Origin of the sequence: Paenibacillus oryzisoli (genome assembly GCF_001653565.1) — a bacterium.
GTDB lineage: Bacteria > Bacillota > Bacilli > Paenibacillales > NBRC-103111 > Paenibacillus_E > Paenibacillus_E oryzisoli.
On the sequence record NZ_LYPB01000071.1, the window covers coordinates 161,081 to 181,313 of the forward strand.

Genomic DNA, 20,233 nt, shown 5'->3' on the forward strand with positions numbered 1-20,233 from the left:
CAAGGTGAGGGGTAAAGTCCATCGTCCGATTCGATTTTGAAGGAGCGCAGTACAGCGATGAATCTGAATAAGAAGGTATTTATCGGTTTTTTGCTTTTCATCATCATCCCCTTATTCGTCCTAGGGTCAGCGGTGTACACGGTCTCTCAGCAGCTGATTGAGAAGAAATATGGAGATCTAACAGAAGTCACGCTGCAAGCGATTTCCCGTAATATTTACTACATGTTCAAGGAAGCGAACTATTTCTCCGATTTCTGGATGGTCAAAGACAGCATTCAAGGCATCTATCGTACGATTGACGCGGCGAAGCCGAACGAGGATCCCCTTTCCTCGTATGATCTGAACACATTCGATACGCTGCTTCGCGGCTCGATTCTTACCTATTCGCCTATTCAATCTGTCGTTATTTACAACAATAGCGGTAAATCTTTTAGCGCCGGGCGAACGAGCGGAAGTTCGATTCCGTGGCCAACGATTGGGCAAAGCATGGCCTTCCAACACATTCAGGAACTCAATGGCAGTCCACTCTGGATTGGACCCTCTGAGTTCAAGGAGTTCGGGTCAGGCCGCGGCGAATTCTATCAAGCGCGCATTGTGAAAGATTTTTGGACGATGGATAATCTAGGCTATATGCTGTTGAAATTTAAATTTAATGAGCTGGACCTCATATTCAAGTCTTTCAATACGAGCGAGCAAAACTCCAAAAGGTATCTATTGATCAACAAAACCGGACTTATTTTCTACGATAATAAACAAAGCTTAGAAGGGGCTAATGTCCTGCAACTGACGCAAGGGAAATTGGATCTGGGATACAACAATTACAGTTTCAAGGCAGATTTCCAAAATGAAAAAAGCCTCATATCTCTCTATCATTTGAATATCAATGGGATGGGCGTTCAGGACTGGAGCGTCGTGTCGATCACGTCATGGAAGTATGTCGCCGGTGAAATCGAGACGATTATGAAGCTGGTTGCAGGCATAACGTTTATATGTTTATTCTTTGCCCTGGTGTATAACCTCGTCTTCGTCAGACGTATTATTCAATTGATTCTCCGCATGCTGTCCTCGATGAAAAAGGTGGAGCGTGGAGATCTGTCTACCCGCATGGAAGTGAGTGGCAAGGATGAAACCACAGCATTAGCAAGAGGTTTTAACTCTTTGGTTGTCAGGGTCGAGGATCTGCTCGAGGAAGTGAAGCGTCAGCAGGACCGCAAGAACAAAGCCGAGCTTATGCTGCTGCAAGCGCAGATTAAGCCTCATTTTCTTTTTAATACACTCGAGTCTATCAATGTACTAGCCATTCAAAACCAAGGGAAGAAAGTGAGTCAGATGGTGATCCGTCTGGGGAATTTGTTGAGAATCGGGATGGAAAACCGCGAAGAGATCACGTTGAAGCAGGAGCTGGAGCATCTGCGCAGCTATTTGGAAATTCAGGAGTTCCGCTTCGAGGATCAATTCCAATACACCATTGAAGCGCCGCCAGAGCTGCACAATGACCAAATTCTAAAGTTAACGCTGCAACCACTCGTCGAGAATAGCTTACAGCATGGTTTTGAACCGATTGATTACATGGGGTTGATTTCGGTGAAGGTTGTGGATGAAGGGGATCGCATCGGGCTATATGTGACGGATAACGGTGTTGGTATTAGTAACGACAAGTTAGCGAAATTCCACTATAAAACCGAGCTGGAGACGCCATTTCATGAAATTCTGGAATCAAATGAAGAGCGAAGAGGACTTGGTGTAAGTAATGTGGCGGATCGCGTTCGAATTCAATATGGCGAGCACTATGGGATGTTTATTTGTTCCCAAGAGGGTCATGGTACGACGATGAAGGTGATTATTCCGAAAGGGAAGAGGGATGAAAGGTGAGGTTAAAAGCGATATTGGCAGATGATGAGCCTAATATTTTACGGAATTTACAGGCGGTCATTCCTTGGGAAGAGCTCGAGATTGATATTGTAGGCACTGCCAAGAATGGGCTTGAAGCCTTGGAACTGTGTATTGCGCATATTCCCGATATCGTGATGAGTGATATTCGGATGCCGCAAATGGACGGGATTACGTTCATCCATAAACTCCGAGAAATCAATGAGAACTGCACGGTGCTGATGGTGACGGGATATCAGGATTTCGACTATGTGCGTTCGCTCCTGCGCGTTGGGGTTAGTGATTATATATTAAAGCCGATTAATTATGAAGAGCTTGAGAGTTCGATTCGTAAGTTCGCTGATGACATTCGTGCGAAGAAACAGAGCCAGCAGGATGAACTCCTGAAGTGGGGAAAGATTACAAGTTTGGCTTACGAGAAGATCTTGCAAGATATTATGATGGACTATATGGATATTACAGCCAGTACACAGCTTCCGATTGATCAAGGGGATTTGGAGACGCTGCGCTATGTGTTCGCGATTATTGATGTGGATAATTATTCACAGAAATCAATGTTATGGACCGAGCAAGAACGTAAGCTGTGGAATTTCGCTGTGCGGAATGTTCTACAGGATTCCTTGGCGGATGAGATATCCAACCACACCGTGCTCCAGATGCGGGAAGGGGAATGGTCACTGCTCATGGCGTGGGAGGGGGCAGACCCTGATTCCATAGGCACACAACTATGTGAGCTGGCCGCTAAACTGCAAGGCAATGTCAGCCAATCCGTGAAGCTTGGTATTAGCGTGGGCTATTATCCAGGGCCTGTAGGGCTGCAACAGTTAGCGGATACGTATCGAAAGCTGCAGAGATTCATGCAGTTGAATCTAGATAAGCAGCAGTCCGTGCTGCCTTATAAAGAGGCCAAAGAATCTTTGGACGCGAATAGTTCGCTTTGGTTTTTGGTAGAGGAAATAGTTACAGGGATGAAGCAGTTGAATCGTCCGAAGACGGAGGATGCACTGAATCGCCTTAAAGTATTGCTGGAGAGTCTATCAGAGGGCTCATTCGCGCGCGCTTATCAGATGCTGCACTATTTGATCCTGCATGTGCTGCGCGAGCTGCGTGAGATGAATGCGCTGGATAGCCAGGAAGAAGAACAGATTTGGCGTGAGCTGGATAAAAGCGAGAGTATCCCGCATTTGTTGCAGGTTATGGTACAACTTGTATCGAACGGGCTCGAAGGTACGAACAAGAAGAAAAATAGCGAGCTGCTCATGGCTTCCGCCAAAGAATATATCCGAGCGCACTATTCAACGGATTTCGGCATTGAGGATATTGCTAGTTCCTTAGGGATTAGCTCCAGTTATTTTAGCTTGTTATTCAAACAACACTTCGGGGAAACCTTTGTCGAGCATGTCACGAAACATCGGATGGAGCAGGCAAAGTCTTTGTTGCTTCATAGTGACAAAAGTATAACGGATATTGGGAAATGCGTAGGCTATATCGAACGGCGCTATTTTACCAAGGTATTTCAGAAGTTTACAGGTGAAATTCCTTCCGAGTATCGGGATAAACGCAAGGAAGGGAACTAGAGGAATTTGCCCCTAGATTAGGAATTTATCTGTCTTTAGCATGCATACGGGTTCAATTATACTTAAATGGTAGGCTCAAAGGAGAACCAAACGGATGAGAAAACGAACACTGATTGTGAGCACAGGTGCCGTGGCTCTCACGTTCATGCTGTCGGCTTGCAGTATATTTTCCGATAAATCGGACCCAGGACGTGATACGTCTAGCGGGAAAGGTGATCAACATGCTCCCATTCTACTCACGATTCGGCATACACAGGTAAAGGATACGCAGAAGAAACGACTCGTCATGCTGCAGGAAGTAGTCAAAGCGACCGAAGCCAAGGTGCCTGGATTGACGATTACCTTAGATGGTGTGGAGGATAAAGTGAATCGCTTCGAGAAGCTGCGAGCAGAAATGGCTGCCGGGAATCCACCAGAGGTATTCGACTTGTTCGGAGGCACGGATACGAAGGATTATGTGAAGGCGAATCGACTGCTGGACCTTACCCCTATCCTACAAGAGCTTGGGTTAACAGATAAGTTCTATAGCTTCGAAGAGTTTACGGTGAATGGCAAAATCTATGGGATCCCGATGGCCGGCTACGTGGAGGGCCTGTACTATAACAAAAAGATTTTGACCCAGCAGGGGATCAGGCTGCCCGAAACTTGGGACGAGCTTGTAGCCGCAGCTGCGAAGCTGAAGGCTGCCAAAATCACCCCTTTTGCCATGGCCGCGAAAGACTCCTGGGTTATTAATATGATGATTAATACGATGTGGGTGCGCACGTCCGGCGCGGATTCGATCGAGGGCTTTCTGAAGGGGAGTCAGCATTGGACGGACCCAGAGGTATTGAAAGCTTTTGAACAGTATCGATCGCTCATTCAGAAAGACTATTTCCAAGAAGGCAGCCTAGCGCTTGCCTATGCCGAACAACAGAATACATTCAGCAGTGGAAACGCCGCTTTCATGTTTGATGGCAGTTGGGCGAATACGCCGCTTCTCGATCCTGAGAAATCCGTCATTGCCCAAGACGTCGGATTTATGAACTTTCCTTCCATGGGCGGGCCAGGCGATGGGTATATCAATGGGGGCTGGTCTAATGCGTATGGTTTCTCCAAAAAGGTAACCCCTGAACAATTGCTGGCGATTAAAGAATTCATTAAGCAAATGTATACGGAATCGATGCAGAAGCGGCAGCTCGTTGAAGAAGGGATGCCACCGGCAATGAAACTGCAGGATACGAGTCAAGTAAACCCCTTGATTACGGAGATCTTGCATGTGTTTGCGAATAGTAAAGGAACTTTCCCGGCCTTCGATTCCCGCATTCAAACCAAGGTGCGCGAGAAGCTGGAGCGTGGGATGCAGGAGCTGCTTGGTGGAAGAACAGATCCCGCCTCGCTGATGAACGAATTACAGAAGCAGCAAGAGGCTTCGAATAAAGAAGAAACCCATGCCAAATAGTGTAGGATGACATATGAACCGAATGGGAAGACATGCATGGGCCTATACGCTGTTTACTTTGCCGACGATGCTCATATTTGCGATATTCTTCATCTATCCCATGCTGATGTCGCTGCGGTACGGTTTTACTGCGTGGAATGGCATCTCCCCAGCAACATATAATGGGCTGGACAATTTCGTTGCAGCATTGCAAGATCCTTATTTCTGGATTGCTGTGCGAAATAATATGTCCTTTATTGGCTTTGCCATGGGGATTCAAATTCCCATAATCTTGGGTATCGCGCTCCTAGTGAGTAAACTAAAGCATTGGATTGCGATGTACAAAACGTTGATTTTCCTTCCAACCATTCTATCGACTGCGGTCGTTGGCGTACTATGGGAATTTATTTATCATCCACAAGCGGGGCTGCTGAACCAAGTCTTAGAAGCTGTCGGTTTAACCAGTTGGCAGCATGCTTGGTTGGCAGATGGAGCGACAGCAATGCTCGCCATTTTGATCACCAATGCTTGGCAATGGATGGGGTTCTATGTGGTGCTCGTGGTATCGGCAATCTATGCCATTCCGAAACATCTCGTGGAAGCTGCTCAAATGGATGGTGCAGGGGGCATCCGCCAAGCATGGTCGATCATTCTGCCGCTGTTAAGACCAGTGATTGTTGTTATGATGCTCTTATCCATTACAGGCGGCATGAAAGCCATGGACATTGTGATTGTCATGACGGGCGGTAATCCCTATGGGAGCACGGAAGTTATGGCTTCGTATATGATCAAGAAAGCCTATCGGATCGGTGAGTATGGCTACGCGAACAGTATTGCGGTGCTGATCCTCCTTTTTACAGCGATCTTGACGTCCATCTTCGGCTGGTTCACTAGCAAACAGGAGGAGGTGCGCTTATGAGAGGAAGCCTTCTGCGACGTGTTGTCCCACATGCCGTGTTATTTATTTACATCGGGTTCATTCTATTTCCACTGGGTTGGACGCTGAATTCATCCTTCAAATCGAACAAAGAAATCATTACATCCCCCTGGTCTTTGCCAGGCGAGCTCTCGCTGACGAATTATTGGAATGCTTGGACGGGCGCACATGTAGGCCATTATTTTATGAATAGTGTGATCAATTCGACGGTTTCAGCTATTGTTTCACTTTCGCTAGGGACTGCGACCGCTTACGCGTTGACTCGGATGTCTTTTCCAAAGCTAAGTCTTGTTCTGAAAAGGATTCTGATCTGGGCCTTGCTAGTGCCTGCCGCTTCCTTGCTTGTCCCTTTGTATATGCTGCTTAGGAGCTTGCATCTGTATAACACACCCTTCGCTTTGATACTGCCATATGTGACATTGGGTTTGCCTTGGACCGTATTCATGGTAAGCAGTTTCCTGACCTCTATACCGAATGAACTGGAAGAAGCGGGTATCATGGATGGACTCTCCATTTACGGATTGTTGTGTCGGATCATCGTGCCCATTTCAATGCCGTCCCTATTTAGTGTGTTCATGTTGAACTTTCTCACGAGTTGGAACGAATTCATCATGGCTAATGTATTTCTGACCAAAGAGAAGCTGAGGACGCTCCCTGTGAGTATGGTGGCCTTCTATGACCAATTGAATATGAACTATGGTTCGTTATGCGCGGCGATTATGATCAGCATTATTCCGGTGGTTATCATGTATCTTCTGCTTCAGAGACGTATCATCGAAAGTATCAAAGCCTAATTAATCTCCCAAGGAGCGTGCGCTACATGTCATCAGCAGGAAACTCGAATAACAAGCCACTCACGTTACGTCAAAAGGTAGGACAACTATTCGCTTGTGGGTTTGATGCCTTGGAACCGAATCCTCATATTACGCGATTAATCGAGGAGTACGGCATTGGCGGTGTTATTTATTTCCGTCGTAACGTGAAGGACGCCCATCAGCTTGCTCAGCTGTCTGCCGATTTGCAAGCTATTTCGTTAAGAAGCGGTGGGCAACCGCTGTTTATCTCTGTAGATCAAGAAGGCGGAATGGTTTCACGCGTGGAAAAAGTGGCGACATTGCTGCCGGGGAATATGGCGCTGGGTGCTGCCTTTGCACCATCTGGCGTCTATGCCAGCGCGAAAGTGATGGGCAAAGAGCTTCGTCAAATGGGCGTGAACATGAACTTAGCCCCTTGCTTAGATATTAACAACAACCCGCTTAATCCGGTTATTGGGGTCCGTTCTTATGGTGAAACAGCTGCGATTGTCTCTGATATGGGTACTCATGCGGTCAAAGGCCTGCAAGATATGGGCGTAATCGCGACTGTGAAACATTTCCCTGGTCATGGGGATACCACAGCGGATTCGCACCATGATTTACCTGTGGTTCCGCATAGCATGGAGCGATTGATGGAACTGGAGCTGGCTCCGTTCATCACAGCGATTGAAGGCGGCGTTGATGCGATTATGTCTGCACATGTGGTCTTCGAAACCTTAGAAGACAGCAGTGTACCCTCGACGCTATCCCATAAAATATTGACGGAATTGCTGCGCGGTCAGTTAGGTTTCAAGGGGCTGATTGTAACGGATTGCTTAGAGATGAAGGCGATCTCCGAAGGGGTTGGCGTAGCGGAAGGGGCAGTTCGTGCACTGGAAGCTGGCGCGGATATTTTGCTAGTCAGCCATGAGTTGGAGCGTCAAGTCGCAGCGATGGAAGCTGTCGTTGCCGCGGTGGAAAGTGGGCGTGTATCGGAAGCGCGCATTGATGAGTCTCTACTGCGCATTATGACGTATAAATACAAGCGTGATATTCGTTTTGAAACACTAACGCAAGTTCCGGATGGGCCGATCTCGACACCTGAGCATCAGGCGCTAGCGAAAGAACTGAGTCGCAAAAGCATCACGAAGGTCAAGGACGAAGTCGATAAGAACCTCCAAATGAATGATAAAACGCTGGTGATCTGGACCGAAGTCCAATCAGGGACGGAAATCGATGAGGTTGTTGATCGAGAGGGAACGCTGGGGGGCGTATTGATTGAGATGACTGGGCAGCCAGTCCGTGAAGTTTACATAGGGCTACAACCAAGCTATGAGGATATTGCAGAGATGATCAAGGTTTGTGGAACCGCAGAGCAAGTCGTTATCGTCACCTACAATGCGACCTTCTCCATGGGTCAAACTGCGTTGGTCAAAGCGTTGGCTAAATTGGATGGACTGCATCTGATTGTAGCTGCTGGACGTAATCCGTATGATTTGCTCCAGTTCCCTGAAGTGAAAACGTATTATGCTTGTTATGAGAATCGCCCTCTGGCGATGGTTTCACTAGCCAATGTATTGCTTGGTCGTGAAGCAGCTGTCGGGCGGTTGCCTGTGACGCTTTCCGAGCAATATCCGATAGGTTGGAGACAGGACTAGGCGAAATTAACTATACAGAATTTATCACTAGCAACTTGTATCATCTCCTAGTAAAATCAGAAAGGCTTGTGAAACTTTTCGTTTCCTATTACGTAGGAACAATGCGCACATTTCACGCATTTCACCAGCGATCTAATTCAAAGGGGTGTTTTTTCAAATGAGTCAAGCAAGTGCTCAATCTGAGCCAACGATGCGATCCTTTTTTAGCAATCGATTCGTTCAGACGATTATGCTTTCAGGCATTTTGCTTCAAATCGGTATCTGGATACGTAACTTTGCGATTCTGCTCTATGTGACGGACATGACGAATAATGATCCATACTCACTTTCCTTAATCTCCGTAGCGGAGTTTGCGCCGATATTTATCTTCTCCTTTATTGGCGGGGCATTCGCCGATCGTTGGAGGCCGAAGCTGACGATGGTGTGGTGTGATTTACTAAGCGCGGCGTCCGTCTTTGTTATCTTGATCACCTTGTATATGGGGTCATGGAAAGCGATCTTCTTTGCTACGCTGGTATCTTCAATTCTCTCGCAATTCTCCCAACCTTCCAACATGAAGCTCTTCAAGGTACATGTCCCTGCATCGCAAATGCAATTAGGCATGTCAATGTTTCAATCGATGATGGCGATTTTCATGATTTTGGGACCCATGCTAGGCTCCTTCATTTATTATCGTTTCGGGATCGAAACAGCCGTAGCGATCATGGGAGCATGTTTCTTGTTATCAGCTCTAGTTCTTACGTTCTTGCCTAAGGATCTTAAGGAAGATTCCTCAGAGCCGCGCACTACGCATATCTTCACGGAAATGGGTCAAGGCTTCCGTTATGTATTGAGAAACCGTATGTTAGTTATTCTAGGTGGTTGTTTTGCCGTTGCGGGTCTAGCGATTGGTTTGATCAGTCCACTAGGTATTTTTCTAGTTACCGAACACTTGGGACTAGAGAAGTCGAACTTGCAGTGGTTCATGGTGGCGAACGGGGCTGCGATGATCATAGGCGGAGGCGTAACGATGGCTTTTGCTAAGAAAATATCCCCGCAAGCAATGCTCGCGGTCGGCATGGCGGTTAGCGCAGTTACGTTTGCCATGATCGGTATGACACATTTGGTGTGGTTGGCACTTCTGATGCAGTTTATCTCAGGACTTGTGATGCCAGCTATCCAGATCGGAATTAGTACATTGATTCTAGGGAATACCGAAGAATCTTTCGTTGGGCGCGTGAATGGTATTCTAACGCCGCTCTTTATGGGATCCATGGTCATTACGATGAGTCTGGCGGGTTCGATTAAAGCGTCATTCTCCCTTGAATCCATCTATATAACGTCAGCGTTACTGTTTGTTATCGGTGTCTTGATTATGGTGCCGTCTTTGAAAATGAAGTCCGCCCCAATTCCACAGCCGAGCAGTGAACTGAAATAATAGGCAAAAAAGCGATATCCCTAGGCCTGGTGGCCAGTGATATCGCTTTTTCAATTTAAAGAAATGGCGTTCCCGACTCCTTAAAAGCCAGCTTCATTTCATGTGTAATGGAGGAGTCGCTTATGATGCCGACGGCTTCCTGTACCTCGCCAATCACAAACAAGGAGCTCCGGCTGAACTTGGAATGATCGGCCACAAGATACGTTTCCATGGATTGCCTCATCATTCGGCGATTCGTCTCGGCTTCAAGCTCGTTGTAGATCATTATGCCGCGGGAGAGGGAAATCCCATCGCACCCCAAGAACGTTTTGCGGATACTAAGATTCTCAAGTGTCGCATTGGCCAGTGGGCCAGATAGTTCGAAGGTTTGTGTGCGAATCACACCACCCGTAAGAATCAGCTGCAACCCAGGCGTACCGATGAGCTCATAGGCAATATTCACGGCATTCGTAATGACGGTCAAATTTTTGAATTGGTTTAATTTTTTGGCGATGAAGGTCGTTGTCGTACCACCTGTCAGCCCAATAATATCGCCATCTTCGATGTAACGAAGGGCTTTGTCCGCGATTTCTTTCTTTTCATCTGTGTAAAGGTCCATTTTATTAAAGAAGGGGACTTCCACTTTCAAGCTTTCAAGTACGGCCCCGCCGAAGGTGCGGATGCAACGTTTCTCTCCTTCGAGAATTTCTAGATCTCGTCGTGCTGTTGCTTCAGAGACATTGAATTGCTTCACAATATCTGTCAAAGCAATGGAGCCTTTATCTTTAATCGCAAGCATAATGGCATCTCGGCGAACATCGGTCTTTCCCATGGTGTACCCCCTAAAAGCTCCCGATCTGGGAAGCTTGCTACTTCCTTTTATTTTATCATGGTCAATGATGCTCGTCCATCTGGGGATGCTTATATCGACCGTTTTTGTGATTATTTTTGCTTGAAGTGTGCAATTCTAAAAAAAATCTTGAAGGGGGTCAAACCGAACTCATTCTAGGCTCGTTACCTTAAGAGGAAAAGCATTCCAAACAGAAATGGTATTGCTTCATCCCATCTAAGGAGGCGTATAGCCAGAATGAGAAAATTAAAAGTAGCCGTACTTTCAGTTATTGTGCTCTTAGGCGTTGTCTTGGGTTTGACAGCTTTGACAGCCTTTGCAGCAGAGCAAGTGCAGGTCAAATCGGAAACCGATATTGCCGGTGATCTTGGTATTCTCCAAGGTGAGGGAAGCGGGCTCACGCCTGAATATTTGGGGAAATCGACAACGAGATATCAAGCAGCCATTATGTATCTTCGTCTAAAAGGGTTGGAAGCTGAGGCACTAGCGTATCGTGGAACGGATAATTTCATAGATGCGAGCCTTGTGTACAAGGAAGGGCAGTCCGTACTTGCTTATTTGAAAGCGCATCCTGAGCTCGGTTGGCAAGGAACAGGCGGCGATCTGTTTGATCCGGCAGCTGGTATTACCGCTGGCGCATATTACAAGGTTTTGCTGGAGGCTTTAGGGTACAAGCAAGGTGTGGATTTCGAGTTTGCTCAAGCGATTGATTTTGCAGGGCAGAAGGGCTTATCCAGAATCGCAAGCGTTCAGCATGTCGTAAACATGAACATTGCGACGGCAACGATCGAAGGCTTGCAGGCCAAGTTGAAGGGCGGGGGCAAAACGTTAGCCACCTTTTTATCAGAAAAAGGGATCATTGCTGTGGATAAGCTGAACGTGCTGACTTATGCATCCCTGCAATTGAAGCAAAATGAGGCACTAGGGAACTACCTGAGTGATTCCAAAGGCATGACGCTTTATTATTTCACGAAGGATGCTGCAGATGTGAATTCTTGCGTGGATGCTTGTTTGGCCAAATGGCCGATTTATTATAGTGATACATTAATCGTGCCTGCGGGATTTAACTCGGCTGATTTTAGCGCATTCGTACGTGCGGACGGCAAGAAGCAGTTGACTTACAAAGGTTGGCCGTTATACTATTTCGCAGGTGATAAGGCGGCGGGCGATGCGTTAGGTGATGGGGTAGGGAAGATTTGGTATGTCATTAAGCCTTCGGCGGGAATCGCTTTGGGGACCAAGGCGGATCTTGGCAACTTTTTGACGGATACGAATGGCCTGACGCTGTATTATTATGATAAAGACACGAAGGGCGTAAGCAACTGTGCTGGAAAATGTTTGGAAAAATGGCCGTTGTTCTATGCGGATCATGTGGCTGCACCAACGGGAGTGAATTCGGCTGATTTCAGGACAATCGTGCGTGCTGACGGGAAGAAACAAACGACGTATAAAGGCTTCCCTTTGTATTATTGGGTAGATGATAAGAAGATGGGCGATACGTTGGGACAAAATGTAGGTAATGTCTGGTTCGTGGTGGATCCCGTGAAATTCAGCGGTACGAAGGCGGTTAACAGTTCGGTGAAAACGAGCAAATCCGATGAACTCGGCACGTATCTCGTTGATAGTAACGGTATGGCGCTCTATCTATTCACGAAGGATAAAGGGGATGTCAATTCATGTGTGGGGCAATGTTTGGTCAATTGGCCGATCTACTATGATGAGCCTCTAACCGTGTCGAGCGATTTGAATGCGGATGATTTTGGCGTGTTTACGCGTAGCGATGGCAAGATGCAGAATACGTACAAAGGCTGGCCGTTGTACTACTGGATTAAGGATGCGAACCCTGGCGAGACGACGGGGCAAAATGTTGGGAAAGTATGGTTCGTCCTAAATCCAGTTCAAACGGAAAGCAGATAAGTGAAGAATTGAAGATGTGTGAAATAAAACTGCACTTCAACCGACTGCTTAGGCAGAAAGGTTGAAGTGTTTTGTCCATTGTAGCGCCAAATATGATATGGTTGGTAGAGTGAATTTGTCTTCTATTTCGACTCGGGGAGTGCCACGTTATGCGAAATCGAACAGATGGGGAGCTCATGAAGCTGGTTATGGTCAAAGAGCATCCTGCCTTAGAAGAGCTCTACGATCGTTATGCCAAGCTCGTGTATTCGTTTGCCATGAAATCTATGAAGAATGAGCAGGAAGCCAGGGAAATCGTGCAATTGGTATTTATGCGACTCTGGACAACCGAAACAGGCTATGATGCCAGTAAAGGCGGATTCGTCAACTGGATGATTACAGTCACCCGTAATATTACGATTGATTATGTCCGCAAGAATCGTAAACAGAACCAAATTGTTCGATTTGAGCCTAGAGAGTGGGAGCAATCGCTCGTATCCGGAGAACCCGATCCAGAGTCGGTTGTGTCCAGCAAATGGGTCGTCGAGCAGATACAAGAAGCTTATGTGCACTTATCTACGAATCAAATTGAATTGATAGAGATGATGTATTGGGAAGGCTACTCGCTAAGCGAAATTGCTTCAAAGAAGAATGAACCGGTAGGAACTGTGAAAAGCAGGCTTCATCAATGTTTAAAAATACTTCGCAAACATCTGACAGCAGTGAGGGGGGGATGACACATGAAAGAGCAGCAACCTGTTGATTGCAGCTATCTGATCAATTATTTAACAGGCGAATGTACCGAATGGGAGCGTGCGGCTTTCGAACGGCATCTGCGCACTTGTGTCTCTTGCAGTGAAGAACTGCCTGATCTACAGGCGGTCTGGCAATCACTCCCTTACCAAATGGAAGAAGTGGAAGTTCCGCTGGATTTGAAGGAGCAAGTGATGGAGGCCATTCGTCGAGAGCCAATCCACGAAGAGGAGATTGGTATTGAACGGATTCGTAAAGAGGAGATTGCTAAAGAAGAGAATCATAAAAACAAAATCCCAAAAGTAGAATTCCAAAAAGAAAAATTAAAAAAAGAAAAATTCGAAAAAGTAGAGACACGGACAAATGCAACTCCTAAGCGGCGTTCCTTTGTATGGTTGTATGGTGCGACTGCCGTAGTGTTGCTTGGTATCGTTGTAGGTGCTGTATGGAACTCTGATGTTTTTCATACCAAGGAAACAGGAAGTGAAGTGAGTGAACCTTCCAAGGTTGTTAATACCTTCACTTTGAAATCAGCAGATACGTCCATGCCAGCAGCCTCGGGAACAGCCTGGGTCGTGCAGTACGGCGATGTTCATAAAGTTGTCGTGAACTTGTCGGGACTGAATGAAACGAGTGGCGATTGGACCTATCAAGTATGGTTGAATCACAATGGGAAAAAGTACAACTGCGGAACACTGCGCGTGGATGACAAAGGGGTAGGCGTACTGTCTTATGATGTGCATGCCAAAAGTCTGAATATCGATTCCATCGGTGTAACGTTGGAACCGGATCCTAATGGCAGCCAACCGCGAGGGAAGAAAGTGTTGGGGTCGGTTTAAGCAGTGAAGAAAAGCGGGCATTCCTCTAGGTTCAAGAGAGGATGCCCGCTTTTTGGTGGGCTGAGTGGCAGCGTATCGCGCTACGGGTGAAATTATGTCCCCAAAGGACGGTAGTGTCGTCGAATAACTGGATTTTCTACAGCTAATTCAAGTTAAATCCCGTGATTTCGTGAAATAACTGGATTTCCTCCCGTTATTTATGACTAGAATCGGCCATCGGGTAATTCTGGGCAAAAATAGATGCAGAAAATCCATCTAAACTCCCATTAAGCTAGTTTTCCTCGAAAATAGATGTAGGAAATCCAGTTAATCTCCAAGAGCTAACTAGTCCATGACTTATTTCATGGCTGCCAGCCAAACCGCTAAGGCTTCGACTTCGTCGGCTTTCAAGCTGTCTTTGAAAGGGGGCATCTCGACCTTACCGTTCATAATTTGCGCGGTAATTTGTTCTTTCGTTCTACGCGCACCGACCTTCGTCAGATTCGGTCCGTAATCCCCTTTGAGGCCAGCGCCGTGGCAGGATAGGCAGTTGCTTTTGTACAGCTGCTGGGCTTGCTCGCTGGAGTCAGCCGCACTTACCGTTGCCTGCGGCTTGGCTGTAGGCGCTGGTGAAGGTGTTGCCACTGGAGCAGGCGTAGGAGCAGGTGTCGCGACTACCGGTGTTGCTGTAGCAACTGGCGCAGGCGTTGCAGCTGTCACTGTAGCTTGAGGCTTTGGCGCTTCGGCGGCTGAAGGCGCAGGGCTTACCGACGCCGTCGGTGCAACTGTTGCGGCAGTTGTTGCGGTCGCCACTGGAGTCGGCGTAGCTGGAGCTACTGTCGCTGCAGGAGCTGGCGTTGGTGAACTTGCGACACTTACAGCGGTAGGGGATGGTGAGCTGACGACGGGTTGGGCTTCTTGTTTGCTGCATCCTGTAGCAGCGAGAATGACGATCACGAAGATGCTTGCATACATCCATTTGTTCATTGCGTCCACTCCTTCATAGGTACTCTAATAAAGGTAACGAGGGAGAGGAGAAATCGGTTTTAATTGTGGGAAAAAGTACGAAGAAATAGGAGTGAAACCCAAAAAAATGCCGCAATAATCTGCGGCACTCCTGATCACGTCAAGCAGTTACTCTTCTGTTTCGGCTACGCCATTCAATTGTTCAGCATAGGCACGCATCAGATCGTAATCGTGATTAAACTCAAGCTCAGCTCCGCGTGCAGACTCTTGTTCCTGAGGAATTTTGGTCTCATCGTTCATGCTGCCCACCCCTTTCTTATTAGGGATTAGGATTTCCTATATCTTATATGCTATCCATTGCCTGCCATGTGTGGCCCTGGCTCTTTATCAATGAATGCAATACGAACGGTAATTATTCCTCTGCGTATATCATTTTAACGCTCATACCGCCATCAATCGTTAGGTTCTGACCTGTCAGGAATCCTGCCTTTTCGCTAGCCAAATAAAGACAAGCCGCGGCAATATCTTCGGGCCTGCCAACTCGGCCTACGGGGTGCTGGTTGCGGTCCGCCTCCGAATGGGAATAGCTGCCATCGTCCCTTACTTCAATCCATCCTGGAGATATCGCGTTAACGCGAATGCCGTAACCGCCTAAACTAATGGCCATCGCATGGGTCAGCGCAGAGATACCTCCTTTGGAAGCGGAGTAAGCCTCGGTATTAGGCTCTGACATGACGGCTCTAGTTGACGAGATATTAATGATGGCACCGCCGCGCTCTTGCGCTTTCATGATGCGGGCTGCAGCTTGTGAACAATGAAAAGTACCACCCAAGTTGACAGCAATAACGTGCATAAATTGATCTGAACGCAGTTCCAACACGTCCTTATTATGCATGACTCCTGCATTGTTCACTAAGACATCAATACTACCCAAAACACGGGAGGTATGTGCCAGCCATTGCTCGACTTCCTCTGTCCGAGAGACGTCCACTTGCATGAAAAGTGCATCGTCTGTAAAGGCACGTAGGAGCTCAATGGTCTCCAGACCTTTATCTTGATGAATATCCGCTATAGAAATGCCATAACCTTCTCTGGCAAAAGAAAGAGCAATGGCTCGTCCAATACCCTGCCCTCCGCCAGTAATGACTGCGATTTTGCGCATAGAATCACCTCTAACACTATTTTCCAACCAGTGTAACACACTTGCTGTTCAAATCAGAAAAGCTATTCGATCTTAGGATCATCTTCAGCACCATACAGTCGAAACGAAGACGGTGACATCCCTGTCATGGATTTGAAATGCCGACTGAAGTAATGAATAGACGTATAGCCAAGCTGGATAGCAACAACTTCTACTTTTACTTCTTTTAGCAGCAGTTTTTTAGCTAATTGCATGCGTTTATGTATCATATAAGGCTTCGGAGACAAACCCATGACTTCCTTAAATAACTGGGAAAAGTAGATGTGATGATAACCACAGCTCTCAGCTAATTCGGTTATACGCCATGCACGTTCAGGGTGCTCCACGATCATCTGCAGGGCATTGCGAATCATGCTTCGTTTAGAGTTATGTGCGGCTGAAACATCTAACTCACGACGTATGATGTCAGATATAACTTGCATGAGTAGTCCCCTTAATACGAACGAGTATCCATGTTCCTCTTCCTTGTATTCCTGGACAATCTGATGAAGCATTCGCTCACCTTCTATGAATCTGAAATGAATGGGGATGGCGACGCTGCCATAACCCTCCACTTCAACTGTATCGCTGTGCGCACGTTCAAATGGGGGATTCTCGCTAAGGTTTATTATCTTAGGACCTGGATGAATAGGCACTGGAGACAGTCGATGCCAGTCGAAGTGTAGAGAGATAAAAGTGGCTGATTTATCCGCATGAACGGCAAGCTTGTGTGGCGTGTCCGCTCCCAAATAAACACATTCACCTGGAAGTATCACGTATTCATCGGAGCCGATAAATAAATCCATGCGTCCAGACACTACATAGACAAGCTGATAATCCGGAATGGTGCGAGGCCCGTAAACGATACGTGCTGGAACGTTCTGAATGTTCGCATAGTTCACTGCAGGAAGTAATAAACCCATCGGCCCGAGCGAGCGGCATTGTTCCATGTGTGTCGTTCTCCTTATTGATTTCTGTTCCTAAATAGTTCTCTGTCCCCGGTTAAATACCTTTGAAAAGTGCAACGAATTCTACCCTTTCCTGCAACGACTTTAGAATGATGCCCTGTTAGACTTACATGTGTAAAGAGCAATAACGGTTATCAACACATGGTGGATGGGGGATTAAGCATGCTGACAGTGGAACAAGTAGAGGCTTTTGAACGTGATGGGTTTGTAAAAGGTGAAGTAGTGCTAAACGACGAGGAGGTTGAGCTTTTACGCCATGAGCTGGATCTCGTATTGGAAGGGGGAACCGTGAAGAAACCAGTGCTGAGTCGTAATTTATTAGATAAAAGTGACTATGGAATGAGCATGGAAGCGAATGAAACCATCGTTCAAGTTGTTAACATTTGGATGGCTAGTGATCTTTATTTACAGCATGCAGCAAATCGCACCTTATGTGAGGATGTTGCACAACTTGCGGGAACAGATACCTTACGTATTTGGCATGATCAAATTCAATACAAACCGCCTGTCACAGGTGGGCCAACGAAGTGGCATCAAGATCATCCCTTATGGCCGATTATTAAACCGGCGGATCTGATTAGCGCCTGGGTGGCGTTGGATGATGCAGTTGTTGAGAACGGTTCCATGTGGATGGTACCTGGTAGTCATAGGTGGGGAGATCATCAAAGGCACCTGCTTCATGGTCAAGACCATATGCCGCAGCATAAGCGTCCAGAATTGTTGCCCCAAGGTGTGGAGATCAAACCGGTACCCTTCGAGATCAAGAAAGGTCAAGTCGGCTACCATCACTGTATGACCTGGCACGGATCTCTGCCTAACAACTCCCAGATGAAACGGCGTGCGATTGCAGTTCATTATATGCCGGGCAACATTCGTTATGAGCCCATCGGCAACCATCCTATGAACAAGCATATCCATGTTCAGCCAGGTGAACTTTTGACTGGGGCAGATTTCCCAGTTGTTTATAGTAAATAAAAAAAGTTGCGGAATGAATGTTCCGCAACTTTTTCATCTGCTTTATCGACCACGTAAACGATATATCCTATTTAAACCATATGCGCCATTGTTAGGTTTCACAATGTACTAACGAATCTTGACCCTGCTAGAGTTATACTGCAGCCGCAGTTAAATCAAGCCATGCAAGTTCCTCTGCCGACAATACGAGCTCTGCGCCGTCGCGGCAGGAGACCATTTCGGCCTCGGTGCGAGGTCCGATCAGCGCGCACGCAGGAAGCGGCTGACTTATGACATAGGCGAGAGCGATCTGGATGGCGCTCACGCCTTTTTCTTGTGCGAGTTGCTGTGCACGCTGCAACCGCAGCCAGTTCTCGTCGCTGTAGAATACGCGAACGAGATCAGCGTTATCGCGGATTTCTGGCGAGAACCGGCCCGTGAAGAAACCGCGCGCTTGCGAAGACCACGACAGCAGTGGAAACTGCTGCTCTTCGTACCAGCGCAAGGCCTCTGTATCGACTGACACGCAGCCAGCCCAGAACGGCTCATTCGGTTTAGCGAGACTAAGATTAGGCGAGCTGAAGCTAAAGCCAACTAAGCCATGCTTCGCGGCATATTCATTGGCTTCTTGCAAACGCTGGTGCGTCCAGTTGGATCCGCCGAAAGCACGAATGCGGCCAGCTTCCAAATGTTCATTCAGCGCTTCAACGATGACACCAACAGGTGTTGCCGGGTCATCTCGGTGCAAACCGTACAAATCGATGTAGTCGGTACGCATCCGATCTAAACTTGTCTGTAAGTCCTGATGAATAGCTTCCGGATTCACGCGAGGTCCTTTGCTATCATGATGAGCACCTTTGGTGAATATCACCATCTCGTCCCTTTTGCCCGTTTCTTCTAACCAAATACCAATGGCTTGTTCGCTTTGCCCACCACAATAAACATGAGCAGTATCAATCGTGTTTCCACCAATAGCCAAATAATGATGGAGGATTTCGCTGACTTCATGCGGGTTGTCTAATCTGAAAAAGTCAGATCCCATTACCAATTTGGATACGGGTTTATCTAATCCTTTTATTTGAATATGCTTCATAGTTCATCCCCAGCCTCTCGTTATGAATGATTACAGCTGAACGCGCGCGCGTTCTGTTGCGGATTGCAAGCAAGCGTCGATGATTTTCAAATTCAGAATCGCATCACGTGCAGGGAAGCGTTGCGGTTTCTCACCCCAAGCCGCATAGGCCATATCGTCAACTTGCAGAGCATATTGGTTAAGGAAAGGAACTTTTTCTTCCCGTTGCTCGTTGCCAGCGTAAACTTGGAAATGACCCGATTCTTCGGTTGGTGTAACGAATGCCGATGGGATCACAATTCGTCCTTTGGAACCTAGAATCTCAAGTGTATTCCGGAACGATGCCCACATCCCGCAATCGAATGTAAGTGCTACATTGCCACTGAATTCAACAAGTCCGGACATCATCATATCGACATTGTCATGTTCAGGTGAGAAGAATGCATGCGTCGTAACAGCCTCAGGTTCACGATCCAGCAAAAATCTAGCAGCACTTAGTGGGTAACAACCCACGTCATAGACCGAACCGCCGCCCCATTCGCGGACGAAACGAACATTTTTGCTATCATTTGGATTACTGAATGTAAATGTACCGTGAATACCGCGAATATCTCCGATTTCGCCAGATTGCATGATTTCCTTCACACGCTCGTAACGTGGGTGATGACGGTACATGAAAGCTTCAGCGAACAGGACGCCAGCTTCTTCACTAACGGTAACCATTTCTTCAACTTCAGCTGCCGTCAGTGCAGCCGGCTTCTCACATAGGACATGCTTTCCTGCTTGTGCTGCGCGAATCGTCCACTCTTTATGTAAATGGTTCGGGAGTGGGATGTAGATCGCATCAATATTCGGATCGGCAATCAATTCTTCATAGCTGCCATAAGCTGTCGGGATATCAAGTTTGGCGGCTACTTCTTGTGATTTTTCCAAATTGCGGCTTGCGATTGCGCTTACAACACCTGTTTGCGATTGCTGAATCCCCGGAATACAGGCACGGATTGCAATACCCGCACAGCCCAGAATTCCCCAACGTAGTTTCGTCATGATCGTATTTCTCCTTTTTGTTAACGGAATGTGTAACGTTATATTGCTATTATAAAA

Annotated in this window: 18 protein-coding genes; 11 read left to right on the forward strand and 7 right to left on the reverse strand. The window is 47.1% G+C overall.

Features of this window, described 5'->3' with window-relative positions:
• Positions 1 to 57: 57 nt before the first annotated feature.
• From A8708_RS17305 to A8708_RS17335, 7 genes are all read left to right on the forward strand, one after another.
• Complete coding sequence (locus A8708_RS17305) at positions 58 to 1,872, forward strand: sensor histidine kinase (RefSeq protein ID WP_068665604.1); 1,815 nt, start codon at positions 58 to 60, stop codon at positions 1,870 to 1,872.
• Positions 1,869 to 3,467, forward strand: a complete 1,599-nt coding sequence (locus tag A8708_RS17310; protein WP_068665606.1) for a response regulator transcription factor — start codon at positions 1,869 to 1,871, stop codon at positions 3,465 to 3,467. Before A8708_RS17305 ends, A8708_RS17310 begins: the two co-directional genes overlap by 4 nt.
• Positions 3,468 to 3,561: 94 nt before the next feature.
• Positions 3,562 to 4,908, forward strand: a complete 1,347-nt coding sequence (locus tag A8708_RS17315; protein WP_068665608.1) for an extracellular solute-binding protein — start codon at positions 3,562 to 3,564, stop codon at positions 4,906 to 4,908.
• Between the two features lie 22 nt (positions 4,909 to 4,930).
• On the forward strand, positions 4,931 to 5,806 hold the full coding sequence (locus A8708_RS17320; RefSeq protein ID WP_338044208.1) for a carbohydrate ABC transporter permease: 876 nt from the start codon (positions 4,931 to 4,933) through the stop codon (positions 5,804 to 5,806).
• The gene (locus A8708_RS17325; RefSeq protein WP_068665612.1) at positions 5,803 to 6,618 is read left to right on the forward strand and encodes a carbohydrate ABC transporter permease; all 816 of its coding nucleotides are present in this window, start codon (positions 5,803 to 5,805) and stop codon (positions 6,616 to 6,618) included. The genes A8708_RS17320 and A8708_RS17325 overlap by 4 nt, the downstream gene beginning before the upstream one ends.
• 26 nt (positions 6,619 to 6,644) lie before the next feature.
• Positions 6,645 to 8,276 carry a beta-N-acetylhexosaminidase gene (nagZ, locus tag A8708_RS17330; protein WP_068665614.1) on the forward strand — a complete coding sequence of 544 codons (1,632 nt, stop codon included), beginning with the start codon at positions 6,645 to 6,647 and terminating at the stop codon, positions 8,274 to 8,276.
• A 157-nt stretch (positions 8,277 to 8,433) separates the two neighbouring features.
• Positions 8,434 to 9,693, forward strand: coding sequence for an MFS transporter (locus tag A8708_RS17335; protein ID WP_068665616.1), 1,260 nt, complete (start codon positions 8,434 to 8,436; stop codon positions 9,691 to 9,693).
• A 55-nt stretch (positions 9,694 to 9,748) separates the two neighbouring features.
• Here A8708_RS17335 and A8708_RS17340 read toward each other — a convergent pair whose 3' ends face one another.
• On the reverse strand, positions 9,749 to 10,504 hold the full coding sequence (locus A8708_RS17340; protein ID WP_068665618.1) for a DeoR/GlpR family DNA-binding transcription regulator: 756 nt from the start codon (positions 10,502 to 10,504) through the stop codon (positions 9,749 to 9,751).
• 255 nt (positions 10,505 to 10,759) lie between these two features.
• Here A8708_RS17340 and A8708_RS17345 point away from each other — a divergent pair, with 255 nt between their 5' ends.
• The 3 genes from A8708_RS17345 to A8708_RS17355 all read left to right on the forward strand — a co-directional run bounded on the left by A8708_RS17345 (position 10,760) and on the right by A8708_RS17355 (position 14,010).
• Positions 10,760 to 12,439 (forward strand): hypothetical protein, encoded by a 1,680-nt coding sequence (locus tag A8708_RS17345; protein WP_068665620.1) that lies wholly within the window; start codon positions 10,760 to 10,762, stop codon positions 12,437 to 12,439.
• A 149-nt stretch (positions 12,440 to 12,588) separates the two neighbouring features.
• Positions 12,589 to 13,155 carry a sigma-70 family RNA polymerase sigma factor gene (locus tag A8708_RS17350; RefSeq protein ID WP_068665621.1) on the forward strand — a complete coding sequence of 189 codons (567 nt, stop codon included), beginning with the start codon at positions 12,589 to 12,591 and terminating at the stop codon, positions 13,153 to 13,155.
• Positions 13,156 to 13,158: 3 nt separating this feature from the next.
• The gene (locus A8708_RS17355) at positions 13,159 to 14,010 is read left to right on the forward strand and encodes an anti-sigma factor (RefSeq protein WP_068665623.1); all 852 of its coding nucleotides are present in this window, start codon (positions 13,159 to 13,161) and stop codon (positions 14,008 to 14,010) included.
• A gap of 336 nt (positions 14,011 to 14,346) precedes the next feature.
• Here the strand turns inward: A8708_RS17355 and A8708_RS17360 are convergent, their stop codons facing one another.
• The 4 genes from A8708_RS17360 to A8708_RS17370 form a co-directional block, all read right to left on the reverse strand.
• Entirely contained in the window at positions 14,347 to 14,976 is a 630-nt protein-coding gene (locus tag A8708_RS17360) for a c-type cytochrome (RefSeq protein WP_068665625.1), read from the reverse strand.
• Positions 14,977 to 15,123: 147 nt separating this feature from the next.
• Positions 15,124 to 15,255 carry a hypothetical protein gene (locus A8708_RS36855; RefSeq protein WP_275667906.1) on the reverse strand — a complete coding sequence of 44 codons (132 nt, stop codon included), beginning with the start codon at positions 15,253 to 15,255 and terminating at the stop codon, positions 15,124 to 15,126.
• Between the two features lie 112 nt (positions 15,256 to 15,367).
• On the reverse strand, positions 15,368 to 16,117 hold the full coding sequence (locus A8708_RS17365) for an SDR family NAD(P)-dependent oxidoreductase (RefSeq protein ID WP_068665627.1): 750 nt from the start codon (positions 16,115 to 16,117) through the stop codon (positions 15,368 to 15,370).
• Between the two features lie 62 nt (positions 16,118 to 16,179).
• Positions 16,180 to 17,085, reverse strand: a complete 906-nt coding sequence (locus tag A8708_RS17370; RefSeq protein ID WP_068665629.1) for an AraC family transcriptional regulator — start codon at positions 17,083 to 17,085, stop codon at positions 16,180 to 16,182.
• Between the two features lie 180 nt (positions 17,086 to 17,265).
• On the opposite strand from A8708_RS17370, the gene A8708_RS17375 reads away from it, so the two are divergent.
• On the forward strand, positions 17,266 to 18,078 hold the full coding sequence (locus tag A8708_RS17375; RefSeq protein WP_068665631.1) for a phytanoyl-CoA dioxygenase family protein: 813 nt from the start codon (positions 17,266 to 17,268) through the stop codon (positions 18,076 to 18,078).
• Between the two features lie 133 nt (positions 18,079 to 18,211).
• On the opposite strand, the gene A8708_RS17380 is transcribed toward A8708_RS17375, so the two are convergent.
• On the reverse strand, positions 18,212 to 19,150 hold the full coding sequence (locus tag A8708_RS17380; protein ID WP_068665633.1) for an aldo/keto reductase: 939 nt from the start codon (positions 19,148 to 19,150) through the stop codon (positions 18,212 to 18,214).
• 30 nt (positions 19,151 to 19,180) lie between these two features.
• The gene (locus A8708_RS17385) at positions 19,181 to 20,176 is read right to left on the reverse strand and encodes a Gfo/Idh/MocA family protein (RefSeq protein WP_068665635.1); all 996 of its coding nucleotides are present in this window, start codon (positions 20,174 to 20,176) and stop codon (positions 19,181 to 19,183) included.
• Positions 20,177 to 20,233 lie beyond the last annotated feature (57 nt).